The following is a 14,615-nucleotide window of genomic DNA, read 5'->3' as shown; positions in this document are numbered from 1 at the left end:
GTGCGGGATGCGAATGTTTATGGTGCGCGCGCTGTGCCGCTTCGCTGCCTGGGTGGCCTGCTTCGGCACGGCCGCCGGACTGGGACCTCTCGCGCAAGCCCAGAGCGCCGCCAGCGCGGGGAGTCACTCCGCCACGGCGGCGAATGCTTCCATGCAGCCCTCAGTGGCGTTCTTTTACGGCGACAAGGTACCTGTCGAGGCACTGTCCGGATTCGATGTGGTGGTGGTCGAGCCGGATAGCAACCTCGATCCTGCAATCCAGCATAATCGCCATATCGCCTGGTTCGCGTACGTCAGCGTCGGCGAAGTCACGCCGCAACGCGACTACTACGCGGCGATGCCGCAGGACTGGCTGGCTGGCAATAACCCCGCGTGGGCGTCGAAGGTCGTCGATCAGGACGCACCCGGCTGGCCAGCGTTCTATGTGAAGCAGGTGATTGCGCCGCTCTGGCGTAAAGGCTATCGCGGCTTCTTTCTGGATACGCTCGATTCGTATCAACTGATCGCCAAAACCGATGCGGACCGCGCCCGCCAGCAAGCAGGACTGGTGGAGGTGATCCGCGCGATCAAGAAGCGCTATCCACGAGCCAGATTGATGTTTAACCGCGGCTTCGAGATCCTGCCGCAGGTGCACGATCTCGTGTACGCGGTGGCCTTCGAATCGCTCTACAGCGGCTGGGATCAGCCGAACCAGCGTTATACGACGGTGTCACAGGCAGACCGCGACTGGCTGCTGGGGCAGGCGAGGGTCGTGAGCGAAAAATATGAGTTGCCGGTGATCGCAATCGACTACTGTGCTCCCGGCGACGAACAATGCACGCGCGACACCGTGCTGAAAATCTGCAAGGACGGTTTGGTGCCGTATGTGGCAGACGGCGCGCTGCAGACCGTTGGAGTCGGACGTGCGGGAATCTGCCCTGACGAGATACCGGGCGCGCAGCCCTGACGAGCGGAACGCCGCCGTTCAGGCCGCGGAAGGACGCTGCTCACCCGCATCCGGAGCCGGATGCAGATCGAGCCGCCGGCCGGCCTTGAGCAACTGGCTCGGCACGTCGTGGCCGATCAACCCGGGCAAATGTGCAGCAGCCTGCAACACCTGGCCCAGATCGACACCGGTATCGTAGCCGTTCAGTTCCAGCATATGCACGAGTTCCTCGGTGCACACGTTCCCCGTCGCGCCCGGTGCGTAGGGACAACCGCCCAGGCCGCCCAGCGAGGCGTCGAAGCGGTCGATGCCCGCGTCCAATGCAGCCAGCGTGTTGGCGAGCGCCATCCCCCGCGTGTTGTGAAAGTGCAGCGTGGTTTCCAGTCCGGCGAATTCATCGCGCGTGCGTTGTGCCAGTTGTCGGACCTGGTTGGGATACGCCATGCCGGTCGTGTCGCACAGCGTGACCCCGTGCACGCCGAGCGTGGCGAAGCGCGCAACCCAGCTCAGCACTTCGTCTTCCGCAACGTCGCCCTCCATGGGGCAGCCAAACGCGGTCGACAGCGACACGTTGATCGCTACTCGCGTGCGGCTCACTACTTCGATCACATCGCGCAGTTGTGCGAACGATTCTTCCCGGCTCATGCGCAGATTTGCCCGATTGTGGCTTTCGCTGACCGACATCACCAGATTGACTTCGTCGACATCGCATGACAACGCGCGTTCGGCACCTCGCACGTTCGGCACCAGTACGGTATAGACCACACCGGCGCGGCGCTCGATACGATGCATTACCGCTTCGGCATCGCGCAGCGCCGGAATGGCGCGCGGCGAGGTGAACGAAGTCACTTCGATTTTGGCGAAACCGCAGGCACTCAGTCGATCGATCAAGGCAACCTTGTCGTCGGTTTCAATGAAGCGGGCTTCGTTCTGGAAGCCGTCGCGGGTGGCGACTTCCTGGATGTACAGGCGAGGGCGGGTGGCGCTCATCGAAGGTCTCCTGAATGCTTGTTCAGATGATGCCGCGTTCGCGCAGCGCGGCGCGTTTGGCGTCGTCCAGGCCGAGGGTGGCGAGCACCTCATCGGTATGCTGGCCGAGTTCGGGCGCGAGTGTGCGGATCGTGCCCGGAGTGGCGTTCAGTTTCGGCAAAACGCCGGGGACTTGCACCGGTGTGCCGTCGGCAAGCGTGCTATCCACGATCATTTCGCGGGCGCGGTAGTGCGGATCGGCAGCAATGTCGGCGACATCGTAGATCTTGCCGGCCGGAATGCGCGCTTCGTTCAGATGCGCCAGCACTTCGCCGAGCGAACGCTGTTCCGTCCAGTCGCTTATGGCTGCATCGATCCGTTCGACGTTCGCGACCCGGCCATCGTTTTGCGCGAGCGCCGGATCGTCACCGAGGTCGGGGCGCTCGATCACTTCCATCAGACGCCGGAAGATGCTGTCACCGTTGCCGGCAATCAGCGCGAATTTGCCGTCGCGGCAGCGGTAGGCATTGCTCGGCGCAATGCCTGGCAGGCTGCTGCCCGCCGCCTGGCGGACCGCGCCGAACACCGAGTATTCGGGCAGCAGGCTCTCCATCATGTTGAAGACCGATTCGTACAGGGCGACGTCGACCATCTGGCCTTCGCCGCCGTTCTGGTCCCGATGACGCAACGCCAGCAGGATGCCGATCACGCCATGCAGGGCGGCGAGCGAATCGCCGATCGACACGCCGACGCGCACCGGCGTGCGGCCCGGTTCGCCGCTCAGGTGACGCAGGCCGCCCATTGCTTCGCCGATCACGCCGAAGCCAGGCAGGTCGCGATACGGGCCAGTCTGGCCGTAGCCGGAGACGCGCAGCATCACGAGCCTGGGGTTCAGTGCATGCAGTGTGTCCCAGCCGAGGCCCCAGCCTTCGAGTGCGCCGGGGCGGAAGTTTTCGATGACGACGTCGGCCTCGGCGGCGAGGCGTCGTGCAATGTCCTGGCCTTCAGGGTCTCTCAGGTTCAGCGTCACCGAACGTTTATTGCGCGATTGCGCTGCCCACCATACGGAGGTGCCTTCATGCAGCATGCGCCATTTGCGCAGCGGGTCGCCCGTCACGGGCGTTTCGATCTTGATGACGTCGGCGCCGAATTCGGCGAGCATCCGGCTCGCGAACGGGCCTGCAATCAGTTGTCCGAGTTCAAGGATGCGGATCCCGTCGAGCGGTCCAGCCATGCTGCGTCTCCATCGTGTGTGTTCCGTTGAACAGGATAGTGACGCAGCGCGGCGGCGCTGGGAATGTCGGATTCTTCACGGACCCTTTCCCGGGTGGAAAGGGCGCAGCGGCGCCTGCCGGCCAGGCTCCGCTCAGCCTGCCGCCGCCGGCATGGCCGCCATGAAATCGAACAGCCTGGCTGCCTCCGGTGTGAGCGCCTTGGCGTCCTTCGCACCGATCCACAGCGTGCGTTCGGACCAGGTGTCGGTCAATTGCACGGCGCGCAGGCCCGCTGCGAGGATTTCCGGGCGCACTGCCGCGGCGGGCAGCATGCCGATGCCGAGGCCGGCTTCAATCATCCGGCAGATGCCGTCGAAACTGCGCATCTGGATGCGCAGCCGCAGCGGCTTTTCGGCGGCGAGCGCGGCGTCCATCATGCGCAGCAGCAACGAGCTGCCGGCGTTCAGGGCGACGTAGTCGTACTCGAGCGTGTCGGCAAAGGAGATCTCTTTGGCGCCCGCCAGCGCGTGGTCCGCGGGGACCAGTATGATCAACCGATCGCGCCGGTAGACGCGCTTGTCCACCATCGGCGCGGGGACGTTGTCCGCGAATACGCCCAGATCGGTGCGGCCCGCGCCGAGCGCTTCGATCACCTCGCCGCTCAGGCGTTCTTCGAGCGTGACCTTGACGCTCGGGTTGTCGGCGAGAAAGCGCTGCAGATCGGTGGGAAGGAACTGCACGATGGCCGATGTGTTGGCCCAGATCCGTACATGACCGCGTACGCCGACGGCAAAGTCGCTCATTTCGCTCGCCATGCGGTTGACCTGGTCGAGCACCTGAAGCGCGTGATTCAGCAGCCCGTGGCCCGCCGGCGTGAGTTCGACACCGCGCGGATGGCGCACGAGGAGGGCGCAGTCGGTGGCCCGTTCGAGATCGGCCATGCGCTTGCTGATAGCGGAGAGCGTCATGTGGCTGCGTTCGGCCGCGCGGGTCAGGCTGCCGGTTTCGGCGACCGTCAGAAACACGCGCAGGGAATGCAGATCGAAGTGCGTCGGATTGACCATGAGGGCGGCGAACAGGCAAAAAAGCGGGACAGGAAGCACGATTCTACGGCTTCCTGTCCCGCTGATTGTCCTTTGTTTGCCCTGTAGAGGTCCTCGTGTTTGCCGAGTGCTTCGCTCTGCCTGGCGTTGGCCTAGCGAAGTTGCGTGACGGCAAGCAGCAGAACCATGCTGCCGATTGCGCCGTCGAGTACGCGCCAGGCCGTCGCACGGCGAAACAGGGGAGCGAGTGCTCGCGCGCCGTAGCCGAGGCCGACGAACCACACGCCGCTGACCGCCATCGCACCGAGCGCGAAGGCCACCCGGCCGGTTTGTGCTTCGCGGGCGCCGGCGGTGCCGATCAGCAGGAAGGTGTCGAGATACACATGCGGGTTGAGCCACGTGAAAGCGAGCGTCATCAGGATGATCGGCATGGCGCGTTGTGCGGATGTCGCTGTGGTTGCCGGCGCGTTGGCCGGGTCACCGGACGCGCTGACGTCGAGCACGGCATGGCCGGGACGCAACGCGCGACGCAACGCGTTGATGCCGAACCAGGCAAGGTAGGCGAGCCCGACGTACAGCATGGCATGGACGAACACCGGATAGCGCTCGACCAGCGCCGATGCGCCGCCCACCCCCGCACCGATCAGGATGAAGTCCGATACCGCGCACAGCAGCACGATCTTGCCGACGTGCGAGCGCATGATGCCCTGGCGCAGCACGAAGGCGTTCTGGGCGCCGATGGTGACGATCAGCGACGCGCACAGCGCCGCTCCGTGGGAGAAAGCAAGCCAATCCATGAGAGATCCAGTAGACGGATGAGACGAATTGGCGCTAGTCTGCGGTTTTCCAGTTCGTAAGAGAAGCTAATTCAGTTAATGCCGATTAAGGAACGCTAATGCTCGACTATGCTTTGCTGGATGCGCTGGCTGCTGTGGTGCGCCATGGATCGTTCGACCGCGCGGCGAGCGAGCTGAACGTGACGCCGTCGGCGGTGTCGCAGCGTGTGAAATTGCTGGAGGAGCGGGTGGGCAGCGTGCTCGTCAAACGCGGCCAGCCGTGTGTGGCGACGACTTCGGGCGCGCTGCTGTGCCGCCATACGGAGCGGGTGCAGTTGCTCGAATCGGAACTGACGGGGCGATTACCTGCGCTGCCTGGAGCGTTAGTCGAGTCCTGGCCGACCTTGCGCGTGGCGGTCAACGATGACAGCGTCGGCACGTGGTTTATCGATGCGGTGGCGGGGTTCTGTGTGGAGCGGGAGATGCTGCTCGATCTCGTCATCGACGATCAGGATCATACGGCGCAGCGGATTCGCGACGGCAGCGTGCAGGGCGCGGTGACCACGCAGGCCGAACCGGTGCAGGGTTGCCGGTCAGTCCGGCTTGGACGGATGCGTTATCTGGCCGTGTGTGCGCCGGATTTCTTCGAGCGCTACTTCGCCGATGGGGTCACGCGCGATTCGCTGCGGCGCACGCCTTGCATCGACTTCAATCCGAAAGATCAGCTGCAGAAGCGCTTTATGCGCCGGATTACCCGCGCGGAGGTCGATCCGCCGTTGCACTGGATTCCTCACGTTGCGGGCTTTCTCAGAGCGTGCGCCACGGGAATGGGGTGGGGCCTGTGTCCGGAGCGGATGATCGCCTCGCATCTCGAGAGCGGCGAACTCGTGGATATGGCGCCCGGTAAGCCCGTCGATGTGGATCTGTACTGGCAGAGCTGGCGGCTGTCGATCGGATGGCTGGACGATTTCGGCACGGAGTTGCGCAAGCGGGCAGCGGAGTTACTGGATTGAACCGGCTGGTTGATGCAAACAAAAAAGGCCGGTATCGCTCGCGCGACACTGGCCTTTCTGCGCAACAGCCCCACTGTAATTACCGCGCCTCCGGCACCCCTTCCGCCTCCGGCACAGTCTCGCTCTCACGCGTCTCCGGCATGGCCGCCCACACGAGCAGCACCGCCAGCGCCCCAGCCGCGGCGAGCCCAAAGAAGCTGACCGTATTGCTGAACCGGTCCGCAATGAAACCCGCCGCTGCCGTGCTCAACGTCGCGCCGATCCCGGCCGCCAGACCGAACAGCCCGATACACAGGTTATAGCGACCCTTGCCGCCGGCGACGTCTGCAGCGATCAGCGGCAGCATCACCCCGAAGACGGCGGCACTCAAACCATCGAGCATCTGCACCGGCACCAGCAGATAAGGGCTGCTGATTCCGGCAAACAGCAGCGCGCGAACCGGCAGCGCAGCGAAGCCGAACAGCAGGATCGGCCTGCGACCCCAGCGTTGTGCCGAACGTCCTACCCACGGCGACATCATCGCCACAATCGCCTGCGGCACGATGATGCAGGCCGCAATCACGAGCTGCACGTTGTCGCCCATGCCGGCAGTCACTTCACCGGCCGCGAGGTTGAGCATCGCCGCATTCGACAGGTGGAACAGCACGATGCAGGCCGCGAAGATCAGCATGCGCTTGTCGCGCAGCAGTTCGCGCAGGCTCTCGCGCTTTTCATCCGCGTCCGGAACTGGCTTGGCCTGGGGCATGGCGTCGACGGTGCCGGTGTTCTGCACCATGCTCAGCGCAATCAGCGCGGGCATGGCGAGCGCAGCGGTCAACCAGAACACCGCGCGCGACGAGAAGTACTCGCCGAATAACCCCATCAACCCGGCCGCAATCGCACTGCCGATAGACGCCCAGCGCGCATTGCGCCCGAGCCGGTCGCCAAGGTTCTGGCGTCCGACCAAAGCGAACGAGATCGCGGCCATGGCCGGCACCAGCATGCAGCTCGCGAAGCCGTGGAAGACTTCTGCGGCGATCACGGGCAGCACGGTTGGACTGCTGGCGAGCAGCACCGCGGAGAAGATAATCGCGAAGATCGCCCAGGCGGCAGCGCCTTTCTTGTTCTTCATTGCGTCGACAGCGGCGCCTGCCGGCACCTGGCTCACCATCGCGCTGATCGTACCCACCGACAGCGCCATGCCGATCTCGCCCTGGGTCCACTTGTGCGAGGCGAGGTAGGACGCGATGAACGGACCAAAGCCGGTCTGCACGTTCGCGACGAAGAAATTCATCCAGTCGAGCGCGCGCAGGCTGCGTGTTGTCACCATAAGCCGGCCTGTCATCGGGCCGCCCGTGCGGTAGATGCAGTCGCGGTAGATGATGCAGCGGCGGCGGGCGCAGGCGCGGGCGTGGCCGGCGGCGCGGGTGGGGCAGGCGAAACGGCGCGGATCGGTTGATCCGACGCATACGGCGGCGACGCGGCGATCGCTGCATCGCTCAGGTCCATCAGCGGATAGAGCGTCTTGTCTTTTACCGCAAATCGCAGCGCCGACCAGTTCGCCGCAATCGTGCGGCGGTCGGCGCTCACCATGCCGCTCACATCGAGCACGACTGCTTGCGGCTGGGCATTGGCGTCGATCAGCACGTCGATCACGCGGCCGACTTTCGCGCCGTTAGGGCGCTCAACCGTGGCGTCGAGCAACGGCAAACGTGTGGCGGTTGCGGTGCCGGCCGCTGCCGCGGCGGCCTTTGCGCGGTCGGCCGGCGGCGCCTGACCCGGAGCGAGATTCAGCGTGATGGGCGCGGTCTTCGCGCCCGGCGTGAAGCGGAATACGTTCCATGGGAAATTGACCTTGCGGTCGCCGACCCCGAGGAAGCCCTGCAGATTGACGATCATCTCGATCGGCTTGCCGCTCGGGTCGGTGACGAGATCGACGGCGCGTCCCACGACCTTGCCGTCGGGCTTCTGCACTTCGCTGTCGAGCAGTCCGTGCGCCTGGTTGCGATCGATCACCCGCGTCACGATCAGCGGCGCAGGCGCGGGCGGCGGCGGGGCGGGCGTGGCGACCGGCGGCGGAGGCGGTTCCTCCTTCTTCGGCGGCGGCGCAGGCGGCCGCTTGGGTTTGGCCGGCGTTTCGGGCTTGCTGGTTTCCGTCTGCACCGTCGTCTCAGGCGGTCCGGCTACGAGGGTGGAACTGGCGGGTTCGACGAGATCCGGGACGGCCTCGGTGATCGGCGCCTGCTGCGGTCCGCGCAGCAGACTGCAACCCGACAGGGCGACAGCCGCGAGGACGAGAAGGATCGGGTAACGGAAAGCTGGACGTCGAAAACCGCCACTCATCAAGAAAGACTCCATGGGCGCGAGCGAAGGGTGCGATTGGCTTGCCGCACTCTCCACCGCTGCAATTGAAACGGCGAATGGCTCAGAGTTTAACCCGCTGCACGCTGCGTTCCGGCACAAGGCCACTGCAAAGCAGCCGGCCGGCGACGTCGACGGGACATCTCCCGGTCTGCGGTCCGCGCAAAGCGGGACCACAGGCATACGACACGTGCGTTACAGACCGTAGGTGTAAACACGCGGACCGAGGCCGCGTGCCGCCGTGCCTTAAACGATATAAGCATCGCGACATGACCGGCATGCCATTCATGCGATGGGAGACATATTGGTATTCGCCTACATTTCGGGACAGCAAATGACGAACGGTGCTAACGCGGGTTTGACTTTGCCGGTTTAACGCGATGAGCAGATGGCCGATTGTAAGGGATGTCGGGAATCTTCGGATCAAAGCGGGCCGGCCTGAAACACAGACTATCCGCCGCGACGAACGTTCAAAACCTTGCCCACCACATTACATAAACGCAACGAGACGAACCTGATGACAGCCGGTGCCCCGGCTGTTTCAGCATGCTGATAAAGGAGGCACTCATCATGATGGAACCCCACGCCCAGCCGATTTCCGATGTCGGCGTCGAAAGCTTCGACTCCAAGGGCTTTCTCGACCGGTACTTTGAAATCTCCTCGCGCGGCAGTTCGCAGCGCCAGGAAATCATTGCCGGCGTCACCACTTTTCTGGCGATGGTCTATTCGGTGTTCGTCGTGCCGGGCATGTTCGGCAAGGCGGGCTTCGACACCAGCGCGGTATTCGTGGCCGTGTGCTTGACGACGGCATTCGGCTCGCTGCTGATGGGCATCTGGGCCAGGCTGCCGATCGCCATTGGCTGCGCGATCTCGCTGACCGCCTTCACCGCCTTCGGTCTCGTGCTCGGCAAGGGCCTGCATCCGACCGTGGCGCTCGGCGCCGTGTTCCTGATGGGGATCGTCTTCACCGGCATTTCGGTGACGGGCGTGCGTTCGTGGATCCTGCGCAACCTGCCCTCGGGCGTGGCGCACGGCACGGGCATCGGCATCGGGTTGTTTCTGCTGCTGATTGCGGCCAACGACGTTGGGCTCGTGGTCAAGAACCCGGGTGCGGGGCTGCCGGTTTCGCTCGGCAATATCACCGCGCTGCCGGCGCTGATGTCGGTGGCGGGGTTGGCTGCGATCTTCGGGCTGGTGCGCCGTCGCGTGCCGGGCTCGATCCTGATCGTGATCGTCGCGATCTCCGCGCTTGGTCTGCTGATCGATCCGGCGGTGACGTATCACGGCGTGTTTGCGCTGCCGTCGCTGAGCGCGCCGGGTCATGCTTCGCTGATCGGTGCGATGGACATCAAGGGTGCCTTATCGTTGGCAGTACTGCCTAGTGTGCTGGCGCTGGTGATGACAGCCGTGTTCGATGCGACCGGCACGATCCGCGCTGTCGCAGGGCAGGCCGGGCAACTCGATGCCAACGGCCGCATCATCAACGGTGGCCGTGCGCTGACGGCGGACTCACTCAGCTCGATCTTCTCGGGCTTCCTCGGCGGCGCGCCGGCTGCGGCCTACATTGAATCGACCGTCGGCGTCGCAGCGGGCGCGAAGACGGGGATGGCCGCGGCTATCGTCGGTCTGCTGTTCCTCGTCGTGATGTTCTTCTCGCCGCTCGCCGGTCTGGTGCCTTCGTATGCGACGGCTCCTGCGCTGATGTACGTCGGTCTGCTGATGCTGTCGAGCGTGAGCAAGCTGAATATGGACGACATGGTCGATTCCATGTCGGGTCTGGTGTGCGCGGTTTTCATCGTGCTGACCGCCAACATCGTGACCGGCATCATGCTCGGCTTCAGCACGCTGGTGATCGGCCGTGTCGTGAGCGGCGAGTATCGCAAGCTTAACGTCGGCACGGTAGCGATCGCAGTTGTTCTGGCCGCGTTCTATCTTGGTGGCTGGGCGATCTGATCGCGGCTCTTGCCGCGGTCCCTGGTAGTCCTTGTTTTGACTCGCGAGCAGGGTGGTCTGGGCAGCCCTGCTTGCGTGAGTAGTCGCTTTAATCTCCACCCTTGACGCGGCGTGTTGCAATCTATTGGGCTGTAATGCGCCGCGTGTCTTTTTTCCTCCACGCTACCCTCACGGGTCCGCGCGCATCTCCCGCATCTTTTCCCGCACCTCAGGCACTGTCTCCTTGACATCCACAATCGCGCGACTACACTTAACCTCATGGTTAAGTTTTCAGAAGATCTTCTCGACCGCACGTTTGCCGCGCTTTCCGACCCCACGCGGCGGGCGTTGCTCGCGCGCCTTTCCACCCATCACGACCTGTCGGTAAGCGAACTCGCGCAGCCGTTCGAGATGTCGTTGCCGGCGGTGATGAAGCATCTCGACGTACTGTCCGAGGCCGGCCTCGTCACGCGCACGAAAACCGGCCGCACGGTGGCGTGCCGGTTGTCCGCGGGGCCCATGGAGCAGGCCATGCTGTGGTTGAACCGCTATGAACGCTTCTGGAGCGAGCAGCTCGATCGTCTCGCCGCTTTTGTCGAACAGGAGGAGGCATGTCCACCCGTCCCAGTCTCACGCTCCGGCGCCGTCTCAACGCGTCGCCCGGCAAAGTCTTCCGGGCCTGGACGCAGCCGGCGCAAATCCTGAAGTGGATGCACCCGAGCGGCAACGAGATGATTCACGCTGAAGTCGATGCGCGGGAGGGCGGCAGTTTCCGGCTCGTGATGCGCGGCACGGACGGCGCGGAACACGAAGCCAGTGGCCGCTATCTGGAAGTCGTGGCGGACGCGAAGCTGGTTTTCACGTGGAGCTGGCGCTCGGCGCCGGAGAGCGAGTCGCTCGTGACGGTGGCGTTGCGCCCCGACGGTGACGGCACGCTGCTTACCTTGACGCATGCCCAGTTCCTTGACGAACAGACGCGCGACCAGCACGCAGAGGGCTGGACGTCCACGCTGGATGGACTCGAGCGTTACCTTGCCTGACCACTGAGGAAGGAGATGCAGATGGAACCGCATAGCACTGTCTCAAGAGAAGAATGGCTGGCTGCGCGCCGCGCGCTGCTGGCTGAAGAAAAGGCATTCACACGCGCACGCGACGAGCTCAACCGCAAGCGTCTGGCGCTCCCATGGGTCAAGGTCGACAAGACCTATACCTTCGATACGCCGCAGGGTCGCAAGACGCTCGCGGAGCTGTTCGACGGGCGCAGCCAGCTGATCGTCTATCACTTCATGCTGGGCCCGGAATGGAAAGAGGGCTGCCCCGGGTGCTCGTTCCTCTCGGACAGTGTCGATGGCGTGTTGCCGCATCTCGAGCATCACGACGTTTCGTACATGGCCGTTTCGCGCGCACCGCTCGAGAAGATCGAAGCGTTCAAAAAGCGCATGGGCTGGCGCTTTCGCTGGGTCTCGTCGCATGAGAGCGATTTCAACTTCGACTATCACGTGTCGTTTACGCCAGAGCAGGTCGCAAGCGGCAAAGGCTTCTACAACTTCGAAGAGCAGGAGATTTCCGGTGACGAGGCACCCGGCCACAGCGTTTTCTACAAGGACGAGGCCGGCAATATTTTCCACACTTATTCAAGCTACGCGCGCGGTGGCGAGCCGTTTATCGGCACGTACACGCATCTGGATATCGCGCCGAAGGGGCGTAACGAAGTCAGGAATCTCGGCGAGTGGGTCAAGCACCATGATCGCTACGAGGACGCGCCGCGCGGTTGTCCGGCATGCGGTTCGTGATGAGGGGATAGGGCGGTGGAGCGGGCAGCGTGCGGTTGAGCGGACAGCATCCGCGCCGCTCGCTATAAGGACATTTCGAAAGCAGGCCTGAGGAACAGTTCGATGGCCATGACCACCAGTCCCATCGCCGCCGCGGCCAGGGTGAGCGTGCCGTATTCGTCGTAGCGCGCGTCATAGAGGCAAGCCACGATGAAGAGAATCGCGAGAAGGTTGGTCAGCCAATCGAAATTTAGCGCGATGCTCATCGAAGAATCCGGGCTCAGGGGGCCACTCGCTTTGTCGAATCGGCCCATCAATTGGGCGGCATTCTAACGAGTTGATCTTACGGATTCGCAACAGCTTCGCTTACAGAGATTACTTGCTCTCCAGGGCGCCCTTCGGTGGACGCCCTGGAGTAACCTTTGACGCTACATCATCTCCCGCTCAATCCACTCGATCACCGACGTGCGCTGCGGCTGCCAACCCAGCAGTTTGCGAGCGCGTTCGCCACGTACCCGGCTGTTCGAACCAAGCCCGTAGTTCGCCATTTCATAACCCCATTCCTGTTCGGCGTCCTTGAGCGGCCAGTCTTGCGCAGGACCTAGTTTCATCGCGCGGGCGATGGCAGCGGTCATGTCGCGAAACGACGCCTCGCCGCTTTCGACGAAGTAGAAAGTGCCGGCTGGCGTCTTCTCCAGCGCGAGGCGATATAACTCGACCACGTCGTCGATATGCACGTTGGACCAGGTGTTGCCGCCACTCCCCACGTGCCGGACCACACCGCTTTTCTGCGCCTGGCGCACGAGGCGCGGCAACTGCACGCTGGCGCTGCCGGCAACGGCGCCATGACCGTAGATCAGCGTGTTGCATAGCACTGCTGAGCGGATATTTTTCTGCGCTGCTTCGAGCACCAGACGGTCGATTGCGACACGCGCCGCTTTATCCGCAGTCGGTTCGGGCAGCGCGTCTTCGCTATAAATTCTGGCCGCGCCGGCTTCGCCGCCCGACGCATCGCCGACGATGCTCGAGCCGCTCGTATGCAGAAACGGCTTGCCGGAGCCGGCGAGCCCTTCGATCAGTGCTTCGACTGCCGTGCGGTGATCGCTGCTGGCGGCGTTGATGACGGCGTCGGCAGCCTGCGCTTGCGCGACAAGCAACGCGCGGTCGTCGAGTGTGCCGATCACCGGTTCGATGCCGAGGCGCTCGAGTTCGGCGGCGTGTTCAGGATTGCGGATCAGGCCGCGCACGCGATGTCCGGCGCGCACGAGTCCCGCGGCGATCGAGCCGCCGATAAAACCGCTGGCACCGGTAACGAAAATCTTCAAGATGTTCTCCTTGCTTGCTGGAACAACTGCATTGATTGGCATCGGCCGATCATCGGATCGGCGATGGCATACCGTGAGTATCCGCCGTCTTGATTCTGGCAAAAAGCGTGTTAGTCTCAAATCAATCTTGATTTGAAATCAACAATGAAGACATCCACCGACGAACTGCTGGTATTCGTAACCGTGATCGACAGCGGCTCGATTACGGCCGCCGCCGAAAAGCTGCAGCAGACCGTCTCCGGCGTGAGCCGTGCGTTGACGCGGCTGGAGAAAAAGCTGGATACAGCGTTGATTCGCCGGACGACGCGGCGCTTGCAGCTCACGGAAGAGGGCGTGCTGTACCTCGACCGGGCGCGGGCGATTCTGGATGCGATGGAGGAGGCCGAGCAATCGGTGGCGCGCCGGCGCGAGCGCCCAAGCGGACGTTTGCGGGTCGACGCGGCGTCGCCGTTCATGCTCCATTGCATCGCCCCGCACATGAAAGCGTTTTCGGCGCTGTATCCGGAGATCCGGCTCGAGTTGACGAGCAACGAGCGGATCGTCGATCTGCTCGAGCAGAAAGTGGACATCGCGATTCGAATTGGCGCATTGCAGGATTCGACGCTGCATGCGCGTTCGCTCGGCAGCAGCAAGCTGCGTATCGTGGCGAGCCCTGGCTATCTTGGCGAGTGCGGCGAACCGGATTCTGTCGAGGCGTTACGCACGCATCGCCTGATCGGTTTTACCGCGCCGGAGCATCTGAACCGCTGGCCGTTGCGGGACGGCGCGCGTGCATGGTTGAAGATCGCGCCGGTCATGACGGCGTCGAGCGGCGAGACGATCCGGCAGCTCTCGTTGGCGGATAGCGGCATCGCCTGCCTTGCGGATTTCATGACGCTCGCCGATGTGCGCAGCGGGCGGCTGGTGCCGATTCTCGCCGACGCGCTTGTCGACGAACGGCAGCCGGTTAGCGCGGTGTTTTATCAGAGCGCGGCGCTCGCGGGGAGGGTGCAGGCGTTTCTGGATTTTATCGGGACGCGCTTGCAGCTTTAGGCGCGTCCCGACGCCATTCAGTTTGCCTTCCTGCCTCGCGTCGCCCCGCTGCCCGCGAGACCACATCTCATTTTGTCCACTTGCCACTCAACCCGTCCAACGTGTATATACAAGTCATTGCGAAGTGACAGCGCTGGCCCGTGCCCGCATCTGACGCAGGAACCCGCACCGCGCTTGTGAATGCCTGCGAAAACCATGCCAGTCATGATTCGGGATTTAATGGAAATCCCTGACATCAGATCATTAAAAACAAGTTGTATATACAAGCCGTCGA

The 14,615-nt window shown here is 63.6% G+C and carries 15 protein-coding genes; 7 read left to right on the top strand and 8 right to left on the bottom strand.

The features are described from left to right. The first annotated feature begins 7 nt into the window (after positions 1-7). Entirely contained in the window at positions 8-946 is a 939-nt protein-coding gene (locus P3T24_RS15355) for an endo alpha-1,4 polygalactosaminidase (protein WP_429435763.1), read from the top strand. Positions 947-964: 18 nt separating this feature from the next. Here P3T24_RS15355 and P3T24_RS15350 read toward each other — a convergent pair whose 3' ends face one another. The 4 genes from P3T24_RS15350 to P3T24_RS15335 form a co-directional block, all read right to left on the bottom strand. Further along, positions 965-1,915, bottom strand: coding sequence for a hydroxymethylglutaryl-CoA lyase (locus P3T24_RS15350; protein WP_429435760.1), 951 nt, complete (start codon positions 1,913-1,915; stop codon positions 965-967). Between the two features lie 22 nt (positions 1,916-1,937). Beyond that, the gene (locus P3T24_RS15345; protein WP_429435757.1) at positions 1,938-3,128 is read right to left on the bottom strand and encodes a CaiB/BaiF CoA transferase family protein; all 1,191 of its coding nucleotides are present in this window, start codon (positions 3,126-3,128) and stop codon (positions 1,938-1,940) included. A gap of 132 nt (positions 3,129-3,260) precedes the next feature. Beyond that, complete coding sequence (locus tag P3T24_RS15340) at positions 3,261-4,172, bottom strand: LysR family transcriptional regulator (RefSeq protein WP_429436166.1); 912 nt, start codon at positions 4,170-4,172, stop codon at positions 3,261-3,263. A 131-nt stretch (positions 4,173-4,303) separates the two neighbouring features. Next, positions 4,304-4,948: a LysE/ArgO family amino acid transporter gene (locus tag P3T24_RS15335; protein ID WP_429407606.1), complete on the bottom strand. Its 645-nt coding sequence runs from the start codon at positions 4,946-4,948 to the stop codon at positions 4,304-4,306. A 98-nt stretch (positions 4,949-5,046) separates the two neighbouring features. Here P3T24_RS15335 and P3T24_RS15330 point away from each other — a divergent pair, with 98 nt between their 5' ends. Next, positions 5,047-5,940: a LysR family transcriptional regulator ArgP gene (locus tag P3T24_RS15330; protein WP_074265069.1), complete on the top strand. Its 894-nt coding sequence runs from the start codon at positions 5,047-5,049 to the stop codon at positions 5,938-5,940. 79 nt (positions 5,941-6,019) lie between these two features. On the opposite strand, the gene P3T24_RS15325 is transcribed toward P3T24_RS15330, so the two are convergent. Both P3T24_RS15325 and P3T24_RS15320 read right to left on the bottom strand, forming a co-directional pair. After that, positions 6,020-7,264, bottom strand: a complete 1,245-nt coding sequence (locus tag P3T24_RS15325) for an MFS transporter (protein WP_074265068.1) — start codon at positions 7,262-7,264, stop codon at positions 6,020-6,022. Further along, positions 7,261-8,262, bottom strand: coding sequence for a PRC-barrel domain-containing protein (locus P3T24_RS15320; RefSeq protein WP_429435754.1), 1,002 nt, complete (start codon positions 8,260-8,262; stop codon positions 7,261-7,263). Before P3T24_RS15320 ends, P3T24_RS15325 begins: the two co-directional genes overlap by 4 nt. 588 nt (positions 8,263-8,850) lie before the next feature. On the opposite strand from P3T24_RS15320, the gene P3T24_RS15315 reads away from it, so the two are divergent. From P3T24_RS15315 to P3T24_RS15300, 4 genes are all read left to right on the top strand, one after another. Further along, positions 8,851-10,233, top strand: a complete 1,383-nt coding sequence (locus P3T24_RS15315) for an NCS2 family permease (protein WP_429435751.1) — start codon at positions 8,851-8,853, stop codon at positions 10,231-10,233. Between the two features lie 258 nt (positions 10,234-10,491). Further along, positions 10,492-10,917, top strand: coding sequence for an ArsR/SmtB family transcription factor (locus P3T24_RS15310; RefSeq protein ID WP_429435748.1), 426 nt, complete (start codon positions 10,492-10,494; stop codon positions 10,915-10,917). After that, a complete protein-coding gene (locus tag P3T24_RS15305) occupies positions 10,824-11,252 on the top strand; it encodes an SRPBCC family protein (protein ID WP_429435745.1) in 429 nt (142 codons plus the stop codon). Before P3T24_RS15310 ends, P3T24_RS15305 begins: the two co-directional genes overlap by 94 nt. Positions 11,253-11,273: 21 nt before the next feature. Then, the gene (locus P3T24_RS15300; protein WP_429435742.1) at positions 11,274-12,005 is read left to right on the top strand and encodes a DUF899 domain-containing protein; all 732 of its coding nucleotides are present in this window, start codon (positions 11,274-11,276) and stop codon (positions 12,003-12,005) included. 62 nt (positions 12,006-12,067) lie between these two features. Here the strand turns inward: P3T24_RS15300 and P3T24_RS15295 are convergent, their stop codons facing one another. Both P3T24_RS15295 and P3T24_RS15290 read right to left on the bottom strand, forming a co-directional pair. Next, on the bottom strand, positions 12,068-12,250 hold the full coding sequence (locus P3T24_RS15295) for a hypothetical protein (RefSeq protein ID WP_074265062.1): 183 nt from the start codon (positions 12,248-12,250) through the stop codon (positions 12,068-12,070). Positions 12,251-12,412: 162 nt separating this feature from the next. Further along, positions 12,413-13,309: an NAD-dependent epimerase/dehydratase family protein gene (locus P3T24_RS15290; RefSeq protein ID WP_429435740.1), complete on the bottom strand. Its 897-nt coding sequence runs from the start codon at positions 13,307-13,309 to the stop codon at positions 12,413-12,415. A gap of 144 nt (positions 13,310-13,453) precedes the next feature. Here P3T24_RS15290 and P3T24_RS15285 point away from each other — a divergent pair, with 144 nt between their 5' ends. Then, entirely contained in the window at positions 13,454-14,341 is an 888-nt protein-coding gene (locus P3T24_RS15285) for a LysR substrate-binding domain-containing protein (RefSeq protein ID WP_074265061.1), read from the top strand. Positions 14,342-14,615: the final 274 nt, after the last annotated feature.

Source organism: Paraburkholderia sp. GAS33 (assembly GCF_050436645.1).
Lineage (GTDB): Bacteria > Pseudomonadota > Gammaproteobacteria > Burkholderiales > Burkholderiaceae > Paraburkholderia > Paraburkholderia phenazinium_B.
Note: the sequence above shows the minus strand (reverse complement) of the source record. Positions and strands in the feature narration are given on the sequence as shown.

Bases quoted from the DNA above. Each gene is read 5' to 3' on its own strand.
- P3T24_RS15310 (WP_429435748.1), top strand. From the start codon at position 10,492: ATGGTTAAGTTTTCAGAAGATCTTCTCGACCGCACGTTTGCCGCGCTT.
- P3T24_RS15300 (WP_429435742.1), top strand. From the start codon at position 11,274: ATGGAACCGCATAGCACTGTCTCAAGAGAAGAATGGCTGGCTGCGCGC.
- P3T24_RS15305 (WP_429435745.1), top strand. From the start codon at position 10,824: ATGTCCACCCGTCCCAGTCTCACGCTCCGGCGCCGTCTCAACGCGTCG.
- P3T24_RS15355 (WP_429435763.1), top strand. From the start codon at position 8: ATGCGAATGTTTATGGTGCGCGCGCTGTGCCGCTTCGCTGCCTGGGTG.
- P3T24_RS15350 (WP_429435760.1), bottom strand. From the start codon at position 1,915: ATGAGCGCCACCCGCCCTCGCCTGTACATCCAGGAAGTCGCCACCCGC.
- P3T24_RS15340 (WP_429436166.1), bottom strand. From the start codon at position 4,172: ATGGTCAATCCGACGCACTTCGATCTGCATTCCCTGCGCGTGTTTCTG.
- P3T24_RS15345 (WP_429435757.1), bottom strand. From the start codon at position 3,128: ATGGCTGGACCGCTCGACGGGATCCGCATCCTTGAACTCGGACAACTG.
- P3T24_RS15330 (WP_074265069.1), top strand. From the start codon at position 5,047: ATGCTCGACTATGCTTTGCTGGATGCGCTGGCTGCTGTGGTGCGCCAT.
- P3T24_RS15315 (WP_429435751.1), top strand. From the start codon at position 8,851: ATGATGGAACCCCACGCCCAGCCGATTTCCGATGTCGGCGTCGAAAGC.
- P3T24_RS15320 (WP_429435754.1), bottom strand. From the start codon at position 8,262: ATGAGTGGCGGTTTTCGACGTCCAGCTTTCCGTTACCCGATCCTTCTC.
- P3T24_RS15335 (WP_429407606.1), bottom strand. From the start codon at position 4,948: ATGGATTGGCTTGCTTTCTCCCACGGAGCGGCGCTGTGCGCGTCGCTG.
- P3T24_RS15285 (WP_074265061.1), top strand. From the start codon at position 13,454: ATGAAGACATCCACCGACGAACTGCTGGTATTCGTAACCGTGATCGAC.
- P3T24_RS15325 (WP_074265068.1), bottom strand. From the start codon at position 7,264: ATGACAGGCCGGCTTATGGTGACAACACGCAGCCTGCGCGCGCTCGAC.
- P3T24_RS15295 (WP_074265062.1), bottom strand. From the start codon at position 12,250: ATGAGCATCGCGCTAAATTTCGATTGGCTGACCAACCTTCTCGCGATT.